Here is a 22,688-nt window from a genome sequence, read left to right on the forward strand (position 1 = left end):
CGCCCCGGCATCACTGGCAGGCGGTGGCGGGGTAGCCGACCTGCACCGTGGTGCCGCCGGCCGAGAACGCGGTCTCGCCGGCCTCGATCGACGCGGCGTGCGTCGGGAAGGCGATGGTCGTCGTCGCCTCCGCGTCGGGCGCCACGCCGTACGTGGTCTTCGTCCCGAACGGCGTCGCGATCTCGACGTCCTGCGGCGTGGCGGCGGCGTTCTGCACGGCGGCCTTGAACACGATCTGGCTCGTAGAGCAGTGCACCGCGACCGACGGGACGAGAGTGCTCTTCGCCACGCCGACCGCCAGCACCGGGATCTTCAGGTACGAGCCGGGCGTCGCGAACGTGACGCGCACCGCCGAGGCGAGGACCGGCGTGAAGCCGACGGTCGTCGGCAGTCCGTTCGCGTGCGGCACCGCGTTCTGCGCCGTCGTCGCGTGCCAGGTGCCCTGCGCATCGCGGAACTCGACGCTCACGCCTGCGATCTTCCCCTCGATGTTCGTGAAGCCGACCCTGTCCACGATCTGCGCGGACGCCGGCTCGACCGTGAACGTCGCGGAGTCCTTCGGCGTTCCGCCGGTCCACGTGGACCACGACGTCGCGGCGTTGCGGTCGCAGGCGTTCTGCGCCGGCATGGTCGCCCATTCGGTCTGGGAGAAGCTCGCCGACACGGTCGTCCCCGCGGCGGAGCACAGGTCGGTCACGCCGTCGGCGCCCCAGATCTGCACCTCCGAGATCGACTGCCAGGTGTTGGTCGCGGTCTTCAGCTGCAGCCGGATCCCGTTGGTCTCCGGCAGCCCGGACAGGTCGAGCTTCGCGACCGGAGCCGCCGCCGATGCATCCTGCGCGAGCGTCACGCCCACGTCCGCGGACGCCCACGCGCCCGACGCGTCGATGTACTCGGCGGTGATGCTCGACGGCCAGGTCGCGGTGGACCCGTCCTTGTAGGTGTGCACGTCGACCTCATCGACCTTCTCCGCGAGCGGCCAGGAGAAGGACAGCCAGCTCGACCGCGGGTAGACGCCGCCGCCGACCCAGTCGTCCCAGCCCTTGCCCTTCACGTTCCCGTCGACCACGGTCGGCGCCAGATCGTTGCGGCTCGAGGCGGCGACGGCCGCCTGCGGCGCGAGGTTCACGATTCCGGGAGTGGCGACCGTGACGGTGCGCGTGAAGGTGCGGCCGGCGGTGAACTGCGCGTCGGCGGCCAGTGTGCCGGTGATCGTCTGCGGTCCGCGGTCGGCGAAGGAGGTCGCGCTCCAGGTCACGCCCACCTGGGCGGTCACGCCTGCGGAGGTGACGGGGACGGTCGCCGGCAGCTTCGCCCCGAAGTCCTCGCCCGGCTCGACAGTGGTCGGAAGGCCGGTGTCGCCGACGGACCAGATGCCGGTGCCGAGGCCCTTGTCGTCCCAGTAGCTCGCGTCCCAGCCGTGCGCCCATCGGGCCGGATCCTCGACGGCGGGATTGCGCATCTCCGCGCGTCCGTTCTCGCCGAACGTGATCGGCAGCACGACGTACGTGGAGTCCGCCGCACCGGAATCCCAGCGGTCGCCGAAGTAGACATAGCGGCCGCCGCCGAGATCGAGCACGCTCGCGGTCTGCGAGCCGAACGTCGTGCGCCGGGTGTCGCCGACCGACAGCAGGCCGTCTCCGCCCTCGGGGATCGAGTTGTACGCGACGTTCTCGTACGGATCCTTCGCGTCGACTCCGCGGATCCAGGGACCCATCACGCTGTCAGCGGTGTAGTACGTCTGCGGGTTCGGGCCCCAGCCGGTCGCACCGGAGGCCACGGCGTAGTACTTGCCGCCGTGCGCGAAGAGCGCGGGCGCCTCGAGCATGCCGCACTCCTTCACGATCTGGAAGTCCTGCCCGCGCACCGGCGCCGCGGCGGATCCGTCGGCGAAGATGTACGGATAGCGGCCGTCCGCCGAGTACTGGCCGGCATTCAGCTGATCGGTGTCGGTGGTGTGCGTGACGTTCGTGTACGAGGGGTCGAGCTTCGCGACGTAGAGCGAGCGGTTCTCCTCGGAGGAGTAGGAGATGTAGGCGGTGCCGTCGGCGTCCTGGAAGACGGTCATGTCGCGGGCTTGGCCGGGGACGGCGGCCGAGATGCAGTCCTTGTAGTTCGTGCGGTTCGGCATCCGGTAGACCCCGACCATCGTGAACGGTCCGGTCGGGCTGTCCGACACGGCGACGCCCGCCATCGAGCGCGCGTACATGCTGCCGCCCGCGCTGGTCTGTCCGTCCGAGTGCCACCACAGCACCCACTTGCCGGTGCTCTTGTTGTACAGCGCCTTGGGCCGTTCGAACACGGCCGTGTAGGTCGCCGCGTCCGCGGTGTCGAGGTGGTAGTCCAGCTGCGCGATCCGGTCCGCGCGCGGCTTGCCGGCGTCGTCGACAGTGTCGTAGAGCGCGTCGAAGTACGGCGAGGTGAGCTCGGCGGCGCTGGAGACGCTGCGCAGCACCACGCCCTCATCGGTCCAGTTGAGGGTGTCGTACGACTTGTAGGCGTGTACCCCCGGGCTCCCGTAGTACCCGTTGGTCCGGTCCTCGCCGTACCAGTAGTAGACGGTGCGCCCCGACTCCTCGCCGCTGGTGACGCCGTCGGCCGTGACCCCGAGCTCCTTCGCCGTGACGACCTGGCCGCCGTGCGCCTGGATGTGCGCGCCCTTGTCGTCGAACCAGTAGGGCTGGAAGTAGCCGGCGGCGCTGGAACCGGGATCCTGGATCGCCGGATATCCCGTGTAGGTGGTCGGGTCGCCCGTGGGCACGGCACCCTGAGCCGTCCCCGCGCTGCACAGGGCCAGAGCCATGGCCGTGCACGCGACCAGCGCCGCTGCTGCGGTCCTCTTCATTCGCCACTCCTTCGTGTCATGTTGACGTCAACACTGTTAACGTCAACACACATTGAATCAGCAGCGGTGCGGCCGACGCAAGAGTCCGTTCCGACGGGCGGGACGGCTCCGCGCGCCATCCCGCCGATAGACTGGGCGGCATGAGCGAACCCTCGATCTTCACGCGCATCCTGCAGGGCGAGATCCCCGCTGAGATCCTGCTGGAGACCGACCGGATCTTCGCGATCCGCGACATCAACCCGCAGGCGCCGCTGCACGTCCTCGTCATCCCCAAGGACGACCGGTACCGCGACGTCACCGAGCTGGCCGCCGGAGACCCCGGCCTGCTCGCCGATCTCGTCGCCGCCGCCAAGCGGATCGCAGATGAGCACGCGAACGGCGAATACCGCCTGATCTTCAACAACGGCGCGAGCGTCGCGCAGTCCGTCTTCCACGTGCACGCCCACGTGCTCGGCAACCTCGAGGAGAACAAGCTCGTTGGCTTCTGACGATTCGGCCGAGGGCGCAGAACCCTCCCAGGCCCTGAACTCCACGCGCATCGAAGTGGACGGCGTGGCGATGGTGCAGCTCCTCGGACCCCAGGACAGGCTCCTGCGCATGCTCGAGAAGGAGCACCCCGACGTCGACGTGCTGGTGCGCGGCAACGAGGTCACGCTGACCGGCACCCGTCATGCGGTCCGCGCGGCGCGGGCCCTCGTCGACGAGCTGATCGAGCTGACCCGCTCCGGGCACGCGCTCGCGCCCAGCGACGTGGCGCAGTCGGCACGCATGCTGGAGCGGGACGGCCTGCGCCCGAGCGAGGTGCTCGGCGAGGCGATCCTGTCCACGCGCGGGCGCGTGATCCGCCCGAAGACCCTCGGTCAGAAGGAGTACGTCGACGCCATCGACCAGAACACGATCGTGTTCGGGATCGGCCCCGCCGGCACCGGCAAGACGTACCTCGCGATGGCGAAGGCCGTGCAGGCACTGCAGCGCAAAGAGGTCGAGCGGATCATCCTGACCCGTCCGGCGGTCGAGGCGGGGGAGCGGCTCGGCTTCCTGCCCGGCACACTCACGGACAAGATCGACCCGTACCTGCGCCCGCTCTACGACGCGCTCAACGAGATGATGGACCCGGAGATCGTGCCCCGGCTGATGGCGAGCGGCACGATCGAGGTCGCCCCGCTGGCGTACATGCGCGGCCGGGCTCAGCCGCTCGACGCTCAGGTACTGACGCCGTCGGGTTTCGTGCCGATCGGCTCTCTCCACGTCGGCGACCTCGTCGTCGGATCGAACGGCCAGCCGACGCCGGTGCTCGGAGTCTTTCCCCAGGGACGCAAACCCGTCTATCGCGTCAGCTCTCAGGACGGAGCGTCCACGCTCTGTTGCGGAGAACATCTGTGGACGGTGACGACCCGCGATGACAAGCGCCGTGGCAAGTCTCGGGTGCTTCAGACCAGCGAGATGATCGGTCGGCTCCGGCAGAATCACTTCCACCGGTTCGAGCTGCCCGTGGCGCAGCCGGTGCAGATGATCGAACAACCTGTCCCCATGGATCCGTATGCGCTCGGACTCCTGCTGGGGGACGGGTCCATCACGTGCAAGACGACCCCCAGTTTCTCCACGGCCGACGCTGAGTTGGTCGAACGCCTGCAGCAGAGCCTCCCCGGTATGGAAGTGACGCACAAGGACGGGTACGACTATGTGCTCCGGCGTGCCGGAGGCGGACGCGGCGGAGTCATCGTCGCCAACCCCGTGACGGCTGTCATCAGGGAACTCGAGCTCGACGGCACCACATCGTTGACGAAGTTCATCCCGCAGCAGTACCTCCGCAACTCCGTCGATGTCAGGCTTGCGATGCTGCAGGGACTGCTCGACACGGATGGTGGCCCCGTGATGCAGCGCGGCCGCACGTGTCGTGTCCAGTACACGACGATTTCGCCACGGCTGCGTGATGATGTGATGCAACTCGTCCGTTCCCTCGGCGGAGTCGCGTACGTTCGGACACGACTCGCAGCGGGACGCGCTCCCGGACATGCGAATGGGCGTCCGGTCGGCTACCAGCACGATGCGTTCGTGATGGACATTCGTCTTCCAGAGGGAATCGTGCCGTTCCGACTGACGCGCAAACGCGACCTCTATGTGGCCACCAAGGTCGGACGCCCGCAGCGCTACGTCCACGAGATCACACCCGAGGGCGAAGCTGACACCGTCTGCATCCAGGTCGCCGCGGAGGACTCGCTATACGTCACGGACGACTTCCTGGTCACCCACAACACCCTGAACGACTCCTTCGTCGTGCTCGACGAGGCGCAGAACACCACGCCGGAGCAGATGAAGATGTTCCTCACCCGCCTCGGGTTCGGCACGCGCATGGTGGTCACCGGCGACATCACCCAGATCGACCTGCCGCAGGGCGCGTCGGGCCTGCGGGTCGTCACGCGCGTGCTCAAGGACATCGACGACATCCACTTCTCCCGGCTCACCAGCGACGACGTGGTGCGGCACTCGCTGGTCGGGCGGATCGTGGACGCGTACACCGAGTACGACGAGCAGCGCACGGCCGTGCGCGTCGAGCGCGAGCAGGCGACGGAGTTCGCGAACCGCGCGGAGCGGCGCGCGCAGCTGAGACCCGGTCCTCGCGACCGCATGCCGAAACGAGGCCTGAAGTGATCGAGATCAACAACGAGTCCGCGATCGGCATCGACGAGACGGTGCTGCTGCGTCTCACCGAGCGGAACCTCGCGCAGCTGAACGTCAGCGCGGACGCCGATGTGGCCATCGTCCTGGTCGACGAGGGCGCCATGGAGGCGCTGCACGTGCAGTGGATGGACGAGCCAGGGCCGACCGACGTGCTGAGCTTCCCGATGGACGAGCTGCGGCCCGGCACGCTGGACCGGCCCACGCCGCCCGGACTGCTCGGCGACATCGTGCTGTGCCCGCAGGTCGCGGAGACGCAGGCCGCCGCCGCCGAGCACACCCTCATGGACGAGCTGGTGCTGCTCACCACGCACGGACTGCTGCACCTGCTGGGCTTCGACCACGCCGAGCCGGACGACGAGCGCGAGATGTTCGGCCTGCAGCGCGAGCTGATCACCGGCTTCGCCGCCGAGGAGCGCGCGTCGGGGCGGTCCCCGCGTCACGAAGAGGGTCGATGACCTCAGTCCTCCTGCTCGCCGCCGCGGTCCTCCTCGTCGGCTTCGGCGGCCTCATGGCCGCGATCGACGCCGCGCTCTCGGTCACCTCGCGTGCCGACCTGGCGGAGATGGGGGCCGAGGGCCGCAACGCCGCCGCGCTCGCGCGGATCGCGGCGGATCCGGAGCCGCACGCGAACGCGGTCGCGTTCATCCGCGTGCTCGCGGAGACCACGGCCGCCGTGCTCGTCACGGTCGCCCTTCTGCTGCTGTTCGGCGACCAGCTCTGGTGGGCGATGCTCGCCGCGGCCGTGATCATGACCGGCACGACGTTCGTGCTGGTCGGCGCGAGCCCGCGCTCCTTCGGCCGCCTGCACGCGACCGCGATGCTGCGGGTGTGCGCACCGACGATCCGCGCGGTGCGGGTGATCCTCGGCCCGATCGCGCAGGCCCTCGCCGTGTTCGGCAGCAGGGTCACGCCGGGCGCCGGGCGGAGCAGCTTCGCGTCTGAGGAGCAGCTGCTGAGCATGGTCGACGAGGCCGCCTCGCACGATCTCATCGAGGCGGACGACCGCGAGCTCATCCACTCGGTGTTCGACTTCACCGACCAGTTCGTGCGGGCCGTCATGGTGCCGCGCACCGACATGGTCACCGTGGATGCGACGGCGACCACGTCCGAGGCGATGGACCTCTTCCTGAACCGCGGGATCTCCCGGATCCCGGTCGTCGACGACGAGGCCGACGACGTGCTCGGCGTGCTGTACCTGAAGGACCTGGTGCAGTTCGCGTACCGCGACGATCGCAGCTGGCGGGCCGCCACGGTGCGGCAGATCGCCCGTCCGCCCGTGTTCGTGCCCGAGTCGATGCGCGCGGAGACGCTGCTGCAGCAGATGAAGCGCGAGGCCGTGCACGTGTGCATCGTGATCGACGAGCACGGCGGCATCGCCGGCCTGGTCACCCTGGAGGACCTCATCGAGGAGCTCGTCGGCGAGATCTCCGACGAGTACGACCGCCGCAGCGCCGAGGTCGTCGAGCTCGAGCCGGGGCGCTACCGGGTGAGCGGGCGACTCGGGCTGGAGGACGTCGGCGAGCTGTTCGGCGTCGAGCTCGACGACGACGACGTCGACTCGATCGGCGGGCTCCTCGGCAAGGAGCTCGGCCGCATCCCCACTCCCGGCGCGACGGCCGTCGTGCGCGGGCTGCTCCTCACCGGCGGCGCCTCGCGCGGGCGCGGCCGGGGCATCGAATACGTCTTCGTCGAGCGGGCCGAGGAGCCGCACGCGGAGGATCAGGACAAGGAGAAGCACGATGAGCGATGAGCGAGACGCCGGGACCGACCAGAGCGGGCACCGCAGCGGTTTCGTGACGTTCGTGGGCAGGCCGAACGTGGGCAAGTCCACGCTCACCAACGCCCTGGTGGGCGAGAAGATCGCGATCACGAGCGAGAAGCCGCAGACCACGCGGCGGGCGATCCGCGGCATCGTGAACCGTCCGGACGGGCAGCTGGTGATCGTGGACACCCCCGGGATCCACCGCCCTCGGACGCTCCTCGGCGAGCGGCTGAACGACCTCGTCGGCCAGGTGCTGGGCGATGTCGACGTGATCGGCTTCTGCGTGCCGGCGACCGAGAAGATCGGCCCCGGGGACCGCCGCATCGCCGCGTCGCTGGACGGCTACCCGCGGGCGAAGAAGGTCGCGATCGTGACCAAGGTCGACATCGCCGAGCGGGACGAGATCACCGAGCGGCTCATGGAGGTCGACTCCCTGCGCGAGGACTGGGCGGCCGTGATCCCGCTCTCCGCGCTGACCCCTCTCACCGCGGCCGGCAAGGCGCAGCTGGACGTGCTCGCGGACGAGGTGCTCTCGCTCATGCCGGAGGGCCCGTCGCTGTACGAGGACGACATCGTCACGGACGAGTCCACCGAGGACCGCATCGCCGAGATGATCCGCGAGGCCGCGCTCGAGGGCGTGCGCGACGAGCTGCCGCACTCGATCGCCGTGGTGGTCGACGACATCGCGCCGCGTGAGGGATCCGATCTCACCGACGTGCACGCGTCGATCGTCGTGGAGCGCGACAGCCAGAAGGCGATCATCATCGGCCGCAAGGGCGCCCGTCTCCGCGAGGTGGGCGCGACGGCGCGTGCCGGGATCGAGGAGCTCCTGGGGACGCGCGTGTTCCTCGGCCTGCACGTGAAGGTCGCGAAGGAGTGGCAGCGCGATCCGAAGCAGCTCGGAAGACTGGGGTTCTGACATGACCGGCGTCGCACGGCACTGGGTCGCACCGGAATGGGGCGGCCCTGAGCGCTGGCGCTTCGTCGAGACGTCCGTGCCCGAGCCCCGGCCGGGAGAGATCACCGTCCGCGTGCGCGCCGCGGGCATGAACCCGGCCGACCGCAAGCACGTCGCGGCGGCTCGTCCCGGGACGGCCCTGCCTGCGGCGATCGGCTATGAGATCTCCGGTGAGATCACGGCGATCGGACCCGGCACCCGGATCGGATCCGGCGACGCGGCCGTGGGCGACGAGGTGGTGGCGTTCCGGGTGAGCGGCGGCTACGCGACCGCGCTCACGATCCCCGCCGAGAAGGCGTTCCGCAAGCCTGTCCCGCTGTCCCACGCCGAGGCGGCCAACCTGCTGCTCGCCGGAACCACGGCGGCGGAGATGCTGGAGCGGGTGCACGCGACTCAGGGGGAGACGATTCTGCTGCACGGGGCGTCGGGCGCCGTCGGCGTCATGGTGCTCCAGCTGGCCGGACTGCGCGGTGTCCGCGTGGTCGGCACCGCGAACCCGGTCGACACGGCGAGCGCGGACCGGGTGCGCCGGTTCGGCGGGATCCCGGTCGCGTACGGCGAGGGACTGGAGGATCGGGTGCGGGCGCTCGGGGCCGTGGACGCGGCGCTGGATGCGGTCGGCACCGGCGAGGCGGTGGCGGTGTCGCTCGCGCTCGTCGCCGACCGGTCCCGGATCGTCACGATCGCCGCTCCCGAACCGGCCGCCGAGCACGGTTTCCTCGCGATCGCGGGGAATCAGCCCGAAAGCGCCGCGTTCCGCGACCGCATCCGCGGCGAGCTCGTGCGCCAGGCCGACGAAGGCCGGTTGCAGGTGCCGCTCGCGCGTACCTATCCGCTCGCCGAGGCCGTCGAAGCCACGCAGTTCCTCGCCGAGGGGCACCCGGGCGGCAAGCTCGCGCTGATCCCCTGACGGCGCGGGTGACGCGGGCTCCTGCGTCACCAGCCGCCGGAGGATCCGCCGCCCCCGCCGCCTCCGGAGAACCCTCCGCCGAAGGATCCGCTGGAGGACGACGAGGTCGGCGTCGGCGTCGCGCTCAGTGCGCTGCTCATGCCGGTGAGCGAGCCGGCGAAGTTCGCCCCGGTGTAGCCGAGGTACCAGCCGGGCACGACGTGATCGATCTCGTACTGCACGGCGAGCACCTGGCCCCATTCGCGCTCCAGGCCGAACAGCATCGCGTAGGGGAGGAGCCGCTCGTACAGCACGACGACGTTCGCACTGCCGTCCGGGCGCCGCTCGGCGCCGCGGTAGGACTGCAGCATGCGGATCCGGTCCGCTTCCGCGAGCCGGATGTACTCGCGCACGCCGAGCAGGTACTCGCGGGCCTCGGCGCCCTGGGGCGTGAGCACGGCCCGGCGCGGCAGCGACACCAGCACCGCGACGAGGGCGATGCCCGACACGACGAGCGCCACGACGAAGGAGGCGATGGCCGCGGGGCGGCCGACCGCCATGCCGGGCAGGGCGAGAGCGGCCGCGCCCAGCGCGGCGACGAGCCCGAGCGCACTCAGCAGGATCGCCAATCCGGCACGGCGCCGCGCCAGCAGGCCGCGGTCGAGAGCGGCGGCATGAGCGGAGGCGGTCAGGGCCTTGAGGCGGGTCACGAGCTGGTCGTTCGGAATCTCCAGAGAGAGCTTCGTGCCCACGGGCTGGCCGGGGAAGAGCGCAGACAGGGCCTCGGCATCGAGCGGATCGGAGGTCACGGAGCCGCTTCGCAGCTCCAGCACGGGCTTGCTCGTGCCGTCCTCGATGCGGATCGCCTTCCGGATCGCGAGATGGACGATCTCGGCCGAGTTCGCCACCGGCTTGCGGCCGTCCAGCTCCGCCGCGAGCACGGGCGGCAGCGCGGCCGGCACGTCGTACTGGGCGACGACGATGCCGCGACCGCTGCGGCGGCCGCGACGGCGCAGCAGGGCGATCCCGAGGATCGGTCCGCCGATCGCGAGCAGCGCGCCGGCGCCCGCGAGGGGGAACGGCACCACGTCGGTCATCGGGTCCGGGGTGCGGGCGGGCGGCTGCGCGAAGGTGCCGTCCGTGAACGGGAACGCGACGGTCACGCCCGAGCCGGCCGGGACGTCGTCCATCGTCACGGCGAAAGACCGGGACGAGGCCGCCACCGGGGTGAAGGTGCAGGGCGTCGTGGACCCGGTGCGGCCGTCGTAGCACGACGGCGGACCGATCATGGCGGCGCTCACCGCGGGGTCGAACCCCAGCACGGCGGAGAAATGCGCGATCGGCTGCTGCGACTTCAGCGGCAGCAGGTTCCAGTACCATTCGTCGATCCGCCGGTCCGCGGGCCGGTGCACGACGTCGCGCATCGTGTACTCGATGCGGTAGGTGGTCGGTCCGTGCTGGTAGACGTCGGGATCCCCGATCTTCAGCTGACGCTCGCCGTTCTCCGTGCTGCCGTCGTCGTAGGGCAGCGCCGTGCCCGCACCGTCCGTGATCGAGACGACGTGCAGATCGAGCGGGGCGCCGTCGTACCAGGTCGGCAGTCCGCGGACGATGCCGTGGTTCTGATCCGTCTCCGGGAAATCGGCGACGAGCGTCTCGACGACCCTGAGCTCGGCCCTGCCCTGGCCGTCGCGGCCGAGCTGATACGCGCTGTTCCAGGACTGGTACGAGAAATCGTTCGCGTCGGCGTGCGCAGCGGGTGCGGTCAGCAGCGGCGCGAGCACGAGGCCGAGGGCGCCGAGCAGGGCGAGCAGGCGGGCGCGCGGTCGAGCCGTCATGCCAGCCAGACTATCCGCCGGGCCGCACGCGATCAGTGCAGCGCGCTCGCCTGGATCAGCTCGCGCAGCGCGGCCTCGTCGTTGGCGATCTCGACGACCCGCTGGGGCGCGGCGAGCAGCTCCTGCAGCTCGTCCGAGAGCGCCAGGTCGACGCCGAGCGCCTCGGTGATGGTCTCGCCGAACTTCTCCGGCTTGGCCGTCTCGAGCACCAGCATCGGCACGCCGTCCTCCACGAACGAGGCCGCCACGTGCACGCCGTCCGCGGTGTGCGGGTCGATGATCGTCCCCGAGTCGCCGTGCACCGCGCGGATGGTCGCGAGCCGGTCGGCGTGCGTGCTGGTGCCGCTCACGATGCCGAACTCCCCGGCGAAGCGCGGCAGATCGGCGGTGAAGTCGAAGCTGCCCTTCGCCGCCAGCTCGTCCCAGGCGCTGCGCACGCGCTGCGGATCCCTGCCGGCCAGCTCGAAGATGAACCGCTCCAGGTTCGACGCCTTCGAGATGTCCATCGACGGGCTCGAGGTGGCGAGGGTCTGCGCGGCGCTGCGCGGGCGGTAGACGCCGGTGCGGAAGAACTCGTCGAGGACGTTGTTCTCGTTGGCCGCGAGCACCAACCGGCGGATCGGCAGACCCATGCCGCGGGCGAAGAATCCGGAGAGGATGTTCCCGAAGTTGCCGGACGGCACGGCGAAGGAGACCTCGAAGCCGTCCCTCTCGGCGGCGGGCAGTGCGTCGGTCGCGCGCAGCCACGCCCAGAAGTAGTAGACGACCTGCGCCGTGATGCGGGCCAGGTTGATGGAGTTCACCGCGCCGAGGTGCTGCGAGTTCTTGAACTCGAGATCCCCGGCCAGATCCTTGACCAGGTTCTGGCAGTCGTCGAACACCCCGTCGACGGCGATGTTGTGCACGTTCTCGTCCTGCAGGGAGTACATCTGCGCCCGCTGGAACGGGCTCATCCGGCCCTGCGGGGACAGCATGAACACGCTGATCCGGTCCTTGCCGCGCAGGGCGTGCTCGGCCGCGGAGCCGGTGTCGCCCGAGGTCGCGCCGAGGATGTTCAGCACGCCGCCGGTGCGCTCCAAGGCGTATTCCAGCGCCTGGCCGAGGAACTGCATCGCCATGTCCTTGAACGCGAGCGTCGGCCCCTCCGACAGCCCCACGAGCGTGATCCCGCCGCCGATCGGCCGCAGCGGCACGGGCTCGGCGAACACGGCGGGGGAGTAGGCGGCCGCGCACAGCCCGGCCAGATCCTCGCGCGGGATGTCGGTCGCGAAGAGCCCGAGCACCTCGGTCGCCAGCTCCGGATAGCTCAGCCCGCGCCAGCGCTCCCGCGTCTCCGCATCGACCTCGGGCAGCTGCGCGGGCACGAGCAGGCCGCCGTCGGTGGCCAGCCCCTCCAGCAGGGCCTCGCTGTAGGTCTTCGGCTCCCCGCCGCCGCGGGTGGAGATGTAGCGCACGCGAAACTCCTCGGATCGTCAGTCGGCGTGCATCGATTCTCGCAGGTCGGTCGCTTGCCCGGGACCGCGATGACGCATCGGGTCCGATCCGCGGCGTGCGGCCGTGCGCCTCGACACGGCTCGGGAAGCCGGGTTAGGGTGAGCGGAGCAAGACCATCCGGGGGGAGAACTGATGGCCGACGACGCCGACTACGTCTACGACCTGCGCGACGAGTTCGATCGCGAGGCGCAGCGGCTCGCGACGCCCGAGGGCGCGGAGACGAGAACGGTCGCCGACGAGTCCGGCGCGATCTCCGTCGAGTGGGAGCGCGCGACCGACGCGATCTGGATCACCCTGACCGAGGGCTGGCGGTCGGAATACCGTCCGGAAGAGCTGGGCGGAGCGATCATCTCGACAGTGTCCTCGATCGGCACGACCGAGAGCGCCGAGTGGGCCGAGCAGCTCCCGGACGAGGAGACGGTGCGGACCCGGCCGCTCCCGCCGGTCGACGACACGCCCACCGGACGCTTCGCCGAAGCGCTTCGTGAGCGCCGCGGCGAGATCGACCTCGACCAGGTCACCACGCGGCTGTTCGAGATGCTCGGCGAGATCGCCGACGGCGTCGACGGCGCGCTCGACGCCGTGCGCGCGCGCGTCGACGAGGAGATCGTCGGGAGCACCTTCGGCGGCCACGCCACGGCGATCGTGAACGGGGTCGGCACTCCGCTGCGCTTCGAGTTCGACCAGCGCTGGCTCGCCACGGCGAGTGCATCGGCTATCTCGAACGAGGTGACGAACGCGCTGGACATCGCGCGCGAGCGCGTCGAACCCGCGCGCCTCGCGCAGCCGCTGGCCGGCACAGACCTCGGCCGCTTCGCCACGCTGGCCACGGATCCGGATCGTCTGACGCGGATGATCATCGACGGGGAGGAATGACCATGGGCGGTCTCAAGAAGGTCCATTTCGACGCACTGCGCAAGGACGAGACGACGTGGCACGGCGCCGCGACGCAGCTCGACACTCTTGCGAAGGCCGCGAACGGGATCGACGTCTACCGGGCGGCGTTCTCGTTCGCCGGCGGTGACGTCGCCGACACCTACGCGCAGCTGCGCACCCAGGTGATCGGGCTGCTCGGCGACGGCTCGAAGAAGGCCGAGGGTGCCGCGGACGCCCTGCACGACATCCGCACCTCACTGGAGGCGAACGAGCACGCCGCCGTCGCCGAATTCGGGGGCATGTGGACCCCCAAGGACATCTGAGCGGAGGAGACGGACTCATGGATCCCATCAGCAGGGTGCTCGAGCTGCTCGACAAGGTGCAGCACAAGATCGACGAACTCCGCGATTTCGTGAACGGCGTGCTGTCCAAGGTCCCCGGCTTCCTGAGCTGGGTCGTGGACAAGTTCATGGACGCCTGGAACTGGATGATGACCAAGCTCGGCGAGTTCTGGGACTGGTTCACCGACAAGATCGCCTACGCGGGCAACCCGTTCCTGCTCAGCAGCGCCGCCGTGGACTGGAAGGAGAAGGTGGGCGGCCCGGCGGTCAACCTCACCCGCACGCTCGACGACGCGAACCTGGCCGCGGACGACGTCTGGGAGGGCTTCGGCGCCGACCAGTACCGGCAGCACCTTCCGGGGCAGCGCGAGGCGATGACCTCGATCGCGAAGGACTTCGCGGACAACATCTCGTCGGCGATGAGCACGATGCAGATCGCGATCGTGGCCTTCTGGGCCGGCGTCATCGTCGCCGTGATCGCCCTCATCAACGGCATCTCCGCCGCGACGGCCGAGGGCGTCACGATCATCGGGCTGCCCGCCGTCCCGGCGACGGTGGTCGCCAGCATCGCCGTGGCGCTCGCTGCGCTGGGAACCGGGATCTGGATCCTGAACAGTCAGGCGAGCAGCGCCCGTGCCACGCTCGCGTCGGCGTCCTCCGGGGTGCAGAGCTGGCCGGCCTTCGCGTCGTGAGCGACCCGCTCAGCGCCGGATCTGCGGACGGGGTGCGCCGCCGCGCCCGCGCGCGGGCGACCGGAGCCTTCCTGGCAGGCGTCGTGCTGGCGGGATTCGGCGCGATCGTCCTCGGCATGATCCGGACGGCCCCCGGCCTGGCGCCGCTCGGCATCACCTTCGCGACGCTCGGACTGTGCGCCCTGCTGGTCGGCGGCTTCGCGGTCAGCGTCCGGCGACGATTCCCCGACGTGCTTCCGCTCAGCGGAGTGCTGATCCTGCTGCGCTTCGTGATCTATGCGGTCGCGGTCGGGGGAGGGCTCGCCGCGCTGACGGCGGGGCTTCCCTTGATCGCCGCGATCGGCACCGCGCTGCTCGGCGTGCTCGCCGCGGTCGTCGTCGACCTGATGGCGGCCGGGGTCCTGCGCGACATCAGGGCCCCCCGCTGAGCCGGTGAACGGCGCCGGCCGGCTCCCCGCCCCGACATCACGTCGCCGCCGTGCTAGCATGGCCGCATGCGCGCAGGCGGTCTGCTCCTTCTTAGCTGCCGCGACGAGTCCCGTATCTGAGGGCCCCACTCGTCGCGGTGTTCGTGTTGGCCCGCCCCACACTTGATAGCGACGAGAAGAGCACAACCCTCATGAAGAACAATCAGCGTCCCTCCACGATGCCGGTGCACAAGTACCGGCCGTACCACGAGCAGATCCAGGTCGATCTGCCCGACCGCACCTGGCCGTCCGCCCGGATCACTCAGGCCCCGCGCTGGTGCGCGGTCGACCTGCGTGACGGCAACCAGGCCCTCATCGACCCGATGTCGCCCGAGCGCAAGCGGGTCATGTTCGAGCTGCTGGTCAGCATGGGCTACAAGGAGATCGAGGTCGGCTTCCCCTCCGCGAGCCAGACCGACTTCGACTTCGTACGTCAGCTCATCGAAGAGAGCCTGATCCCCGACGACGTCACGATCCAGGTCCTGACGCAGTGCCGTGAGCATCTCATCGAACGCACGTACGAGGCGATCGAGGGCGCCAAGCAGGCCATCGTGCACTTCTACAACTCCACGAGCGTGCTGCAGCGCGAGGTCGTCTTCCGCTCCGACCGCGAGGGCGTCAAGCAGATCGCGCTCGAGGGCGCGCGCCTGTGCCGCGAGTTCGAGAAGCGGATCCCCGACACCGAGGTCTACTACGAGTACTCCCCGGAGAGCTACACCGGCACCGAGTTGGACTACGCCGTCGAGGTGTGCAACGCGGTGATCGAGGTGCTCGAGCCGACGCCGGACCGCAAGGTGATCATCAACCTGCCCGCGACCGTCGAGATGGCGACGCCGAACGTCTACGCCGACTCGATCGAGTGGATGAGCCGGCGCCTGGCGCACCGCGAGAACGTGATCCTGTCGCTGCACCCGCACAACGACCGCGGCACCGCGGTCGCCGCCGCGGAGCTCGGCTACATGGCGGGCGCGGACCGCATCGAGGGATGCCTGTTCGGCAACGGCGAGCGGACCGGGAACGTCGATCTGATCACGCTCGGCGTCAACCTGTTCACGCAGGGCATCGACCCGCAGATCGACTTCAGCGACATCGACCAGGTCAAGCGCACGGTCGAGTACTGCAACCAGCTGCCCGTCCCGGAGCGCAGCCCGTGGGGCGGGGACCTGGTCTTCACCGCGTTCAGCGGCTCCCACCAGGACGCGATCAAGAAGGGCTTCGAGGCGATGGCCGCGAAGGCCGAGGCGCAGGGCGTCACGGTCGACGACATCGAGTGGGGCGTGCCTTACCTGCCGGTCGACCCGAAGGATCTCGGCCGTTCCTACGAGGCGGTCATCCGGGTCAACTCGCAGTCCGGCAAGGGCGGCGTCGCCTACCTGCTGAAGACCGATCACGCGCTCGACCTGCCCCGCAAGCTGCAGATCGAGTTCTCCGGGGTGGTGCAGGCGAAGACCGACGCCGAGGGCGGCGAGGTCACCAGCGAGCAGATCTGGGAGATCTTCACCGACGAGTACCTGCCGGCGTCTGCCGCCGATGCGAAGTGGGGCCGGTTCGAGCTGCTCGGCACCCGCACCCGCAGCGACATGTCCGGCGAGGTCGTGCTGGACGTGGTGCTCCGCGATGACGAGGAGCGGGTGGAGGCGTCCGCGCAGGGCAACGGCCCGATCGCGGCGTTCCTCGAGGTGCTGCGCGAGCGCGGCTTCGAGATCTCGCTGTACGACTACGTCGAGCACACCCTGTCCACGGGCGGCGACGCCCAGGCCGCGGCTTATGTCGAGCTGCAGGTCGGCGACCAGCGGCTGTGGGGCGTCGGCATCGACGGCGACATCTCGACGGCGTCGCTCAAGGCCATCGTGTCGTGCGTGAACCGATCGATCCGTGCGCGTTCCGCCGCGCCGTCGGAGCTGATCGGCGCCTGACGGCATACGACGAGGAGGCGGTCCCGCACGACGGGGCCGCCTCCTCGCCTGTTCCGCTCCGGCCGGAACGCTCAGGGCTTGACGATCGGGATCATCCCCGTCTCGGCCGCGACGCGGCGGCGGTAGAGGCGGCGCTGCTCTGGCAGGGACACGTCGAAGATCACGGCGAGCACCCGGATGATCGCCGTGAGGGCGATCGCGATCGCCGCCGACGGCACGATCCCGAGGCCCAGGCCGTGCGCGATCACGAGGAACGCGCAACCGGCGCCCGCGGCGACCGCGTACAGCGATCCCACGTGCATGATCGAGACCGGCAGGCCCATCAGCACATCGCGGAGGATCCCGCCGCCGGCCGCCGAGCACACGCCGATGAAGACCGCGGGCACTTCGGGAAGGCCGAAGGCGATCGCCTTGCTCGTGCCGAACGCGCCGAACATGCCGATCACGACCGCGTCGAGGACGACGATGAACGTGTTGACGCGGTTGAGGACGCCGGCCAGCAGCATCCCGACCAGCGCGGCGCCGGTGGCGGTGATCAGGTACCAGTTGCTCTGCAGCGATGCCGGTGTCTGTCCGATCAGGATGTCGCGGATGAGGCCCCCGCCCATGCCGATCATGATCCCGATGATCGCGACGCCGAGCAGGTCGAGGCGGCGCTGCCCCTGGAAGCCGCTCGCGAACATGGCGCCCTGCACGCCGCCCAGGCCCACGCCCAGCAGATCGGCCCAGAGCGGGATGGTGAAGGTCGGTTCGGTCACGCCTCCATTGTCGCCGGTGGTGGGATGATCGAGGAATGCCCACGTACCGAGACGAAGCGGTGATCCTGCGCACCCACAAGCTCGGCGAGGCGGATCGCATCGTCACGATGCTCTCCCGCACCCACGGCAAGGTCAGGGCGGTCGCGAAGGGGGTGCGCCGCACCTCGTCGAAGTTCGGCTCGCGCCTGGAGCCGTTCATGGTCGCCGACGTGCAGCTGTACCAGGGCCGCTCGCTCGACATCGTGCAGCAGGCCGAGTCGCTCGGCTCCTACGGCGCGGACATCGCGCTGCACTACGACCGCTACACGGCCGCCAACGCGATGGTGGAGACCGCGGACCGCTTGAACGACTCGGAGGCGACGCCCGAGCAGTATCTGCTGCTCGTGGGCGGGTTGCGGGCGCTGGCCCGCGGCGAGCACGCCGCCCGCAGCATCCTGGACTCGTACCTGCTGCGGGTGATGGCGCTGTCCGGCTGGGCGCCGTCGTTCACGGACTGCGCGCGCTGCGCCAGGCCGGGGACGCACACCGTGTTCGTGCCGCAGATGGGCGGCATCGTCTGCGACGCCTGCGCCCCCGTCGGCAGCCCGCGGATCCCGGTCTCGGCGCTCTCGGTGCTGCGCGCGCTGATCGCCGGGGACTGGGCCGAGGTGGACGCCGCGTCGGTGCAGGACACCGCCGCCGCCTCGGGCGTCATCGCCGCCTACGCCCAGTGGCACCTCGAGCGGGGGATCCGCTCGCTCTCCCTCGTGGAAGGACCCCGGTGAGCCCCAAGCCGTACACGCACAAGGACGCCGTGCCCTATCGGCCGCTGGACTGGACCGGTGCGCAGCCGCCGGCGTTCCCCGCGGTTCCCGAGCACGTCGCGATCGTCATGGACGGCAACGGCCGCTGGGCGAACCGTCGGGGGTTGAACCGGATCGAGGGGCACAAAGCGGGGGAGGAGGTGCTGCTCGACGTGGTCGCCGGGGCGATCCAGGCCGGGGTGAAGCATCTCAGCGTGTACGCGTTCTCCACCGAGAACTGGGCGCGCTCGCCTGAGGAGGTGCGCTTTCTGATGGGCTACAACCGGGACGTGCTACACCGCCGCCGCGATCAGCTCAACGAGTGGGGGGTGCGGATCCGCTGGGCCGGGCGCAAGCCGCGGCTGTGGGGATCCGTGATCAAGGAGCTCCAGATCGCCGAGCAGCTCACCGGCGGCAACGACGTGCTGACGCTCACGATGTGCATCAACTACGGCGGCCGGGTCGAGATCGTCGACGCCGTGCGCGCCATCGCCGAGGACGTCAAAGCGGGACGGATGCGGCCTGGCGCGATCTCCGAGAAGGCGATCCGCAAGCACCTCTACATTCCTGACATGCCGGATGTCGACCTGTTCCTGCGCAGTTCGGGCGAGCAGCGCACGTCGAACTTCCTGCTCTGGCAGTCGGCCTACGCGGAGATGGTGTTCCTGGACACGCTGTGGCCGGACTTCTCGCGCGAGGAGCTGTGGCGCGCGATCGGGATCTACCTCTCCCGGGATCGCCGCTTCGGTGGGGCGGTCGACACTCCGGAGGCGAGCGCGGAAGCCTGAGGCGCACTCACGCGTTCTGCACCGCGGCCTGGCGGTACGACCCTGTCCGGGCGTGGGCGCAGCCCGTTCTGACTGACGGTGCGTTCCGGGTGCGGCATGTCCTGACCGGCGGTGCATTCCGGCCGTATCCCCGTCCTGACCGGCCGTGGATTCCGAGCTCGGGAGCACCGCGTCCTGCACCCCAGCCTGGTCGCGTACGGCGAGGGCGCAGGCGCACCGCGTCCTGACTGACCGTCCATTCCGGGCGTGGGCGCACCGTGTCCTGACTGGCGCTGGATTCCCTGCGCAGGCGCGGTACGTCCTGACTGACGGTGCGTTCCGGGCGCGACACGCGCTCTTCGGCCGGATTCACGGCACCTCCGGAAGGCGGGCTCAGGCGGCGGGCCGGAACCGTTGGGGTGGTGGGTCGATGTCGCTCCATGTGTACTTCAGCGGGAGCCGTCGCTCGAGGACGGTCTGCTTCCCGCCGCGGTGATGCAGGACGAAATCGGCCTTCCCGGCGCGGGTGATCCGCCGGCCGCCGTGGTGGAGTTCCATATGGTGGAATCGACAGAGAAGGATGCCACGGTCGATGTCGGTGCGGCCGTCGTCCCTGGCCCACTCGTCGATGTGATGGGCTTCGCAGTACGAGGCGGGTCTGTCGCACCCGGTCCAGCGGCATCCGCCGTCGCGAATCGCGAGGCCGATCCGTTGCCGGGCGGTGAACAGGCGCGACTCACGGCCCACGTCGAGCGGGTTTCCGCACGCGTCGACCGTGACGAGCAGCGTGCCGGCGTCGCAGACGCGACGTTCGGCGACCGACGCCGGCACCGTCGTCAGGCCGTCCTCCGTGAACGCGATGGAGGTGCGCGTGCCGTCCGGGGCGACGGGCTGCACGAGACGCAAGCCCGCCTGGCGGGTGCCGAAGACGGTCTTGGCGTCCGCGAGCGCACCGGCCCGGATGAGGTCGAGGAGCAGGTCGTAGGCCAGCTGGTCATTCGTCCGCCGGTCGCTGACGAGGTCCGCGGCCTGCGTCTTCTCGTCGGCATCGACGAACCTGGGTCCTCCCCGCCGGGGCCGCAGCGCCGTGGCGAAGATCGTCTCGATGTAGGCGCCGCTCTCGTCGTCGCACACGGCCGACGCGTGGCGGACTCCGTCTTGGTCGACCCAGATGCGGAACGAACGCCTCTCGTAGCGGGCCTGGAATCGGGCTTCGGCTCCTTCCGGATCCAGCAGGTCGCGGATGGAGCGCGCGGACGCGCCCAGTTCTTCGACCGTCCGCCGCGCCGCCTCCTCGACGAGGTGCGCAGCCGCGTGCGCCCACGCCTCCCGTGCCTCATCGTGTGCGGCCTGATCTCGTGCAGCCTGATCTCGTGCGGCGCGGTCTGCTCTCGTGCAATCCGCGGGCACGGAGGGCGGGTCGCCGAGACCGCGTCGGATCGCGTCGAACTGGGCCGACGTGAGCGCCCCGGCTCGCAGGGAGTCGCGCAGCACCTGCCGCCAGTCGCGCGCCACCTGATCCTCACTCGACGGCTGATCAGACGACGGGGAACCGTTGCCACCGGCGTCTGGCCCAGCATCGCCATCTGGCGTGCCGTCACTCGGCTCTGCATCGCCACCGAGACCGCCGCCGGGTTCATCGCCGACGGTCCCACCGCCGGCTGGTACCTCGCCAGCACACGGCGCGCCGTGATCGTGCTCATCCTGAGAGAACAACGCCTCCCCGACTCGCACCTGACGGGCCGCCTCGCCCTTGGTCATCCCGCCGAGCTCCTGGAGAAGCGACATCGCCGACCGGTGCCCGCGCGACTGCGCCAACCCGGAATGCCCGGCCTCCCGGGACGAGCGGCGCGCGATCACCCCAGCGCAGATCAGCTGGATCTGCTCTGCGAGCTGCCCGATCTCTACCGCTTCGCGGCACGCGGTGACCGTGTCCTCATCGCCCAGCGCATCGATCACCGTCTGCACCTCGGACGCGCCGTCGTCCGCGCTGACCCGCCCTGCCAGGGTCGGGATCAGCGCCGCGATCGCATCCAACGTCGTCATACCCCCATTCTGCTCGCGGCCACCGACATTCGAACCCCAGATCAGGCCCATCTTCCGAACCGGGGATAACTCGTTCCCGATACCGGATGTGGAGGACGATCCGGCGCTTTCGCTGCTCGCTTCCGCGTTTCTCCGAGTCGCGAATAGGCGGACCAGCGCACCCGTGCCGATCCCACCGCACAAGGCACGGTCAGGGCGCGCCTCTCGGTCGCGGCCCGTGCTGCCGCGAACCTCCGAACCGCACGATGCGGTAAGCTGGACCCCGCGAAGGGGAGTATCCCGACTTCACGCGATCGTCATCACGAGGCCCGCCGACGGGCTTCCGGGCGCGTGCCGCTGTTCCAGCGGGGGAGAGACTTTCGGTCATCGACCGACCCTTCCGAAAGGCCCCCGTGGACGTTCCCGTCTGGTTCGAAATCGTCTCGCTCGCCCTCCTGCTGCTGGTCCTCCTCGGCGATCTGCTGATCGTGCGCTGGCGTCCGCACATCCCCTCCACCAAGGAGTCCACGCTCTGGGTGGCGTTCTACGTCGCTCTGGCGCTCGGGTTCGCGGGGCTCCTGCTCGCCGTGGCCGGCCCGGGTCACGCGGGCGAGTTCCTCACCGGATGGGCGCTCGAGTACAGCCTCTCGATCGACAACCTCTTCGTGTTCGTGCTGATCATGGCCCAGTTCGCCGTTCCTCGGAAGCTCCAGCAGGAAGTGCTGATGGTGGGCATCATCATCGCGCTCGTGCTGCGGGGGATCTTCATCCTCCTCGGCGTCACGATCATCGAGAACTTCGCGCCCGTCTTCTACCTCTTCGGCGCCTTCCTCATCTGGACCGCGATCCGTCAGGCGATGCCGGAGAAGGAGCACGAGGACGAGGTCGCCAAGGAGGGCTTCGCGGTCCGCCTGGTGCGTCGCCTCGTCCCGGTCAGCGACGAGTTCGACGGCCCCAAGCTGCGCACCGTGGTGGGCGGCAAGCGGATGTGGACGCCGATGATCATCGTGTTCGTCACGATCGGCGTGACCGACCTGATGTTCGCGATCGACTCGATCCCGGCGATCTTCAGCATCACGCAGAACAGCTTCCTCGTCTTCACGGCGAACATCTTCGCTCTGATGGGTCTGCGCCAGCTCTACTTCCTGCTCGGCGACCTGCTCGACCGGCTCCGTTACCTGCACTACGGCATCGCGGTGATCCTCGCGTTCATCGGCGTCAAGCTCGTGCTGCACGCGATGCACGAGAACTCGGTGCCGTTCCTCAACGGCGGCAAGCCGATCGAATGGGCGCCCGATGTGCCGATCTGGCTGTCGTTGACGGTGATCGTCGTCGCCATGCTCGGCGCGACCGGCGCGAGCCTGATCGCCTCGGGCCGCGAGAAGCGCCAGGAGCGCGCGCTCGCGGAGTGACCGAGATCCGGCGGAACGACCTCCACAGGAGGATCCGTCGCGGAGAAGCACGACGATCTCAGGGATCGCTCCTGTGCATGCGCGAAGGAGTAGCAAGACGACGCTGTCGGCGAGGGATGGTCCGGCGGTCCGTGGCGGACCGATTCCGGAACGGTGTCCCTGTAGGAAGCGCGCCGCAATACCG

The 22,688-nt window shown here is 69.9% G+C and carries 18 protein-coding genes and 3 pseudogenes; 16 read left to right on the forward strand and 5 right to left on the reverse strand.

Annotation, left to right across the window (positions count from 1 at the left end):
• Positions 1 to 10: 10 nt before the first annotated feature.
• Positions 11 to 2,845: a glycoside hydrolase family 43 protein gene (locus ACTJJZ_RS05190; protein ID WP_440720120.1), complete on the reverse strand. Its 2,835-nt coding sequence runs from the start codon at positions 2,843 to 2,845 to the stop codon at positions 11 to 13.
• A 140-nt stretch (positions 2,846 to 2,985) separates the two neighbouring features.
• Between ACTJJZ_RS05190 and ACTJJZ_RS05195 the strand changes: the two genes are divergently transcribed.
• From ACTJJZ_RS05195 to ACTJJZ_RS05230, 8 genes and pseudogenes are all read left to right on the forward strand, one after another.
• Positions 2,986 to 3,333 carry an HIT domain-containing protein gene (locus tag ACTJJZ_RS05195; protein ID WP_440720121.1) on the forward strand — a complete coding sequence of 116 codons (348 nt, stop codon included), beginning with the start codon at positions 2,986 to 2,988 and terminating at the stop codon, positions 3,331 to 3,333.
• Positions 3,334 to 3,403: 70 nt separating this feature from the next.
• Positions 3,404 to 4,030: pseudogene (locus ACTJJZ_RS05200) on the forward strand (PhoH family protein); the annotation flags it as partial.
• A gap of 465 nt (positions 4,031 to 4,495) precedes the next feature.
• Positions 4,496 to 4,822: pseudogene (locus tag ACTJJZ_RS05205) on the forward strand (LAGLIDADG family homing endonuclease); the annotation flags it as partial.
• 276 nt (positions 4,823 to 5,098) lie between these two features.
• Positions 5,099 to 5,497: pseudogene (locus ACTJJZ_RS05210) on the forward strand (PhoH family protein); the annotation flags it as partial.
• Positions 5,494 to 5,982 carry an rRNA maturation RNase YbeY gene (gene ybeY, locus ACTJJZ_RS05215; RefSeq protein ID WP_440720122.1) on the forward strand — a complete coding sequence of 163 codons (489 nt, stop codon included), beginning with the start codon at positions 5,494 to 5,496 and terminating at the stop codon, positions 5,980 to 5,982. The pseudogene ACTJJZ_RS05210 and the gene ybeY, both read left to right, overlap by 4 nt.
• Positions 5,979 to 7,277, forward strand: a complete 1,299-nt coding sequence (locus tag ACTJJZ_RS05220) for a hemolysin family protein (RefSeq protein WP_440720123.1) — start codon at positions 5,979 to 5,981, stop codon at positions 7,275 to 7,277. Before ybeY ends, ACTJJZ_RS05220 begins: the two co-directional genes overlap by 4 nt.
• Entirely contained in the window at positions 7,267 to 8,208 is a 942-nt protein-coding gene (gene era / locus ACTJJZ_RS05225) for a GTPase Era (RefSeq protein ID WP_440720124.1), read from the forward strand. The genes ACTJJZ_RS05220 and era overlap by 11 nt, the downstream gene beginning before the upstream one ends.
• A gap of 1 nt (position 8,209) precedes the next feature.
• The gene (locus ACTJJZ_RS05230; protein WP_440720125.1) at positions 8,210 to 9,157 is read left to right on the forward strand and encodes an NADP-dependent oxidoreductase; all 948 of its coding nucleotides are present in this window, start codon (positions 8,210 to 8,212) and stop codon (positions 9,155 to 9,157) included.
• Between the two features lie 26 nt (positions 9,158 to 9,183).
• Here ACTJJZ_RS05230 and ACTJJZ_RS05235 read toward each other — a convergent pair whose 3' ends face one another.
• Positions 9,184 to 10,974: a DUF2207 family protein gene (locus ACTJJZ_RS05235; RefSeq protein ID WP_440720126.1), complete on the reverse strand. Its 1,791-nt coding sequence runs from the start codon at positions 10,972 to 10,974 to the stop codon at positions 9,184 to 9,186.
• A 32-nt stretch (positions 10,975 to 11,006) separates the two neighbouring features.
• The gene (gene thrC / locus ACTJJZ_RS05240) at positions 11,007 to 12,428 is read right to left on the reverse strand and encodes a threonine synthase (RefSeq protein ID WP_440720127.1); all 1,422 of its coding nucleotides are present in this window, start codon (positions 12,426 to 12,428) and stop codon (positions 11,007 to 11,009) included.
• 172 nt (positions 12,429 to 12,600) lie between these two features.
• Between thrC and ACTJJZ_RS05245 the strand changes: the two genes are divergently transcribed.
• From ACTJJZ_RS05245 to leuA, 5 genes are all read left to right on the forward strand, one after another.
• Positions 12,601 to 13,344: a hypothetical protein gene (locus tag ACTJJZ_RS05245; protein ID WP_440720128.1), complete on the forward strand. Its 744-nt coding sequence runs from the start codon at positions 12,601 to 12,603 to the stop codon at positions 13,342 to 13,344.
• Positions 13,345 to 13,346: 2 nt separating this feature from the next.
• Positions 13,347 to 13,667, forward strand: a complete 321-nt coding sequence (locus ACTJJZ_RS05250; RefSeq protein WP_440720129.1) for a hypothetical protein — start codon at positions 13,347 to 13,349, stop codon at positions 13,665 to 13,667.
• A gap of 17 nt (positions 13,668 to 13,684) precedes the next feature.
• Entirely contained in the window at positions 13,685 to 14,377 is a 693-nt protein-coding gene (locus ACTJJZ_RS05255; RefSeq protein WP_440720130.1) for a hypothetical protein, read from the forward strand.
• Positions 14,374 to 14,805: a hypothetical protein gene (locus ACTJJZ_RS05260; RefSeq protein WP_440720131.1), complete on the forward strand. Its 432-nt coding sequence runs from the start codon at positions 14,374 to 14,376 to the stop codon at positions 14,803 to 14,805. Before ACTJJZ_RS05255 ends, ACTJJZ_RS05260 begins: the two co-directional genes overlap by 4 nt.
• A gap of 191 nt (positions 14,806 to 14,996) precedes the next feature.
• The gene (gene leuA, locus ACTJJZ_RS05265) at positions 14,997 to 16,760 is read left to right on the forward strand and encodes a 2-isopropylmalate synthase (protein WP_440720132.1); all 1,764 of its coding nucleotides are present in this window, start codon (positions 14,997 to 14,999) and stop codon (positions 16,758 to 16,760) included.
• Positions 16,761 to 16,831: 71 nt separating this feature from the next.
• On the opposite strand, the gene ACTJJZ_RS05270 is transcribed toward leuA, so the two are convergent.
• A complete protein-coding gene (locus tag ACTJJZ_RS05270) occupies positions 16,832 to 17,518 on the reverse strand; it encodes a trimeric intracellular cation channel family protein (protein ID WP_440720133.1) in 687 nt (228 codons plus the stop codon).
• Between the two features lie 35 nt (positions 17,519 to 17,553).
• On the opposite strand from ACTJJZ_RS05270, the gene recO reads away from it, so the two are divergent.
• Entirely contained in the window at positions 17,554 to 18,282 is a 729-nt protein-coding gene (recO, locus tag ACTJJZ_RS05275) for a DNA repair protein RecO (RefSeq protein WP_440720134.1), read from the forward strand.
• The gene (locus ACTJJZ_RS05280; RefSeq protein WP_440720135.1) at positions 18,279 to 19,088 is read left to right on the forward strand and encodes an isoprenyl transferase; all 810 of its coding nucleotides are present in this window, start codon (positions 18,279 to 18,281) and stop codon (positions 19,086 to 19,088) included. The genes recO and ACTJJZ_RS05280 overlap by 4 nt, the downstream gene beginning before the upstream one ends.
• 372 nt (positions 19,089 to 19,460) lie before the next feature.
• Here the strand turns inward: ACTJJZ_RS05280 and ACTJJZ_RS05285 are convergent, their stop codons facing one another.
• Positions 19,461 to 21,113: a DUF222 domain-containing protein gene (locus ACTJJZ_RS05285; RefSeq protein WP_440720136.1), complete on the reverse strand. Its 1,653-nt coding sequence runs from the start codon at positions 21,111 to 21,113 to the stop codon at positions 19,461 to 19,463.
• 392 nt (positions 21,114 to 21,505) lie between these two features.
• Between ACTJJZ_RS05285 and ACTJJZ_RS05290 the strand changes: the two genes are divergently transcribed.
• The gene (locus tag ACTJJZ_RS05290; RefSeq protein ID WP_440720137.1) at positions 21,506 to 22,504 is read left to right on the forward strand and encodes a TerC/Alx family metal homeostasis membrane protein; all 999 of its coding nucleotides are present in this window, start codon (positions 21,506 to 21,508) and stop codon (positions 22,502 to 22,504) included.
• The last annotated feature ends 184 nt before the right edge of the window (positions 22,505 to 22,688 follow it).

Source organism: Microbacterium sp. 22242 (assembly GCF_052045495.1).
In the GTDB taxonomy this organism is placed as follows: domain Bacteria; phylum Actinomycetota; class Actinomycetes; order Actinomycetales; family Microbacteriaceae; genus Microbacterium.

What these genes read in the sequence shown, in the direction of transcription:
- ACTJJZ_RS05190 (WP_440720120.1), bottom strand. Translation starts at nt 2,845, where the DNA reads ATGAAGAGGACCGCAGCAGCGGCGCTGGTCGCGTGCACGGCCATGGCT.
- ACTJJZ_RS05195 (WP_440720121.1), top strand. Translation starts at nt 2,986, where the DNA reads ATGAGCGAACCCTCGATCTTCACGCGCATCCTGCAGGGCGAGATCCCC.
- ACTJJZ_RS05220 (WP_440720123.1), top strand. Translation starts at nt 5,979, where the DNA reads ATGACCTCAGTCCTCCTGCTCGCCGCCGCGGTCCTCCTCGTCGGCTTC.
- era (WP_440720124.1), top strand. Translation starts at nt 7,267, where the DNA reads ATGAGCGATGAGCGAGACGCCGGGACCGACCAGAGCGGGCACCGCAGC.
- ACTJJZ_RS05230 (WP_440720125.1), top strand. Translation starts at nt 8,210, where the DNA reads ATGACCGGCGTCGCACGGCACTGGGTCGCACCGGAATGGGGCGGCCCT.
- ACTJJZ_RS05235 (WP_440720126.1), bottom strand. Translation starts at nt 10,974, where the DNA reads ATGACGGCTCGACCGCGCGCCCGCCTGCTCGCCCTGCTCGGCGCCCTC.
- ACTJJZ_RS05245 (WP_440720128.1), top strand. Translation starts at nt 12,601, where the DNA reads ATGGCCGACGACGCCGACTACGTCTACGACCTGCGCGACGAGTTCGAT.
- ACTJJZ_RS05250 (WP_440720129.1), top strand. Translation starts at nt 13,347, where the DNA reads ATGGGCGGTCTCAAGAAGGTCCATTTCGACGCACTGCGCAAGGACGAG.
- ACTJJZ_RS05255 (WP_440720130.1), top strand. Translation starts at nt 13,685, where the DNA reads ATGGATCCCATCAGCAGGGTGCTCGAGCTGCTCGACAAGGTGCAGCAC.
- leuA (WP_440720132.1), top strand. Translation starts at nt 14,997, where the DNA reads ATGAAGAACAATCAGCGTCCCTCCACGATGCCGGTGCACAAGTACCGG.
- recO (WP_440720134.1), top strand. Translation starts at nt 17,554, where the DNA reads ATGCCCACGTACCGAGACGAAGCGGTGATCCTGCGCACCCACAAGCTC.
- ACTJJZ_RS05285 (WP_440720136.1), bottom strand. Translation starts at nt 21,113, where the DNA reads ATGACGACGTTGGATGCGATCGCGGCGCTGATCCCGACCCTGGCAGGG.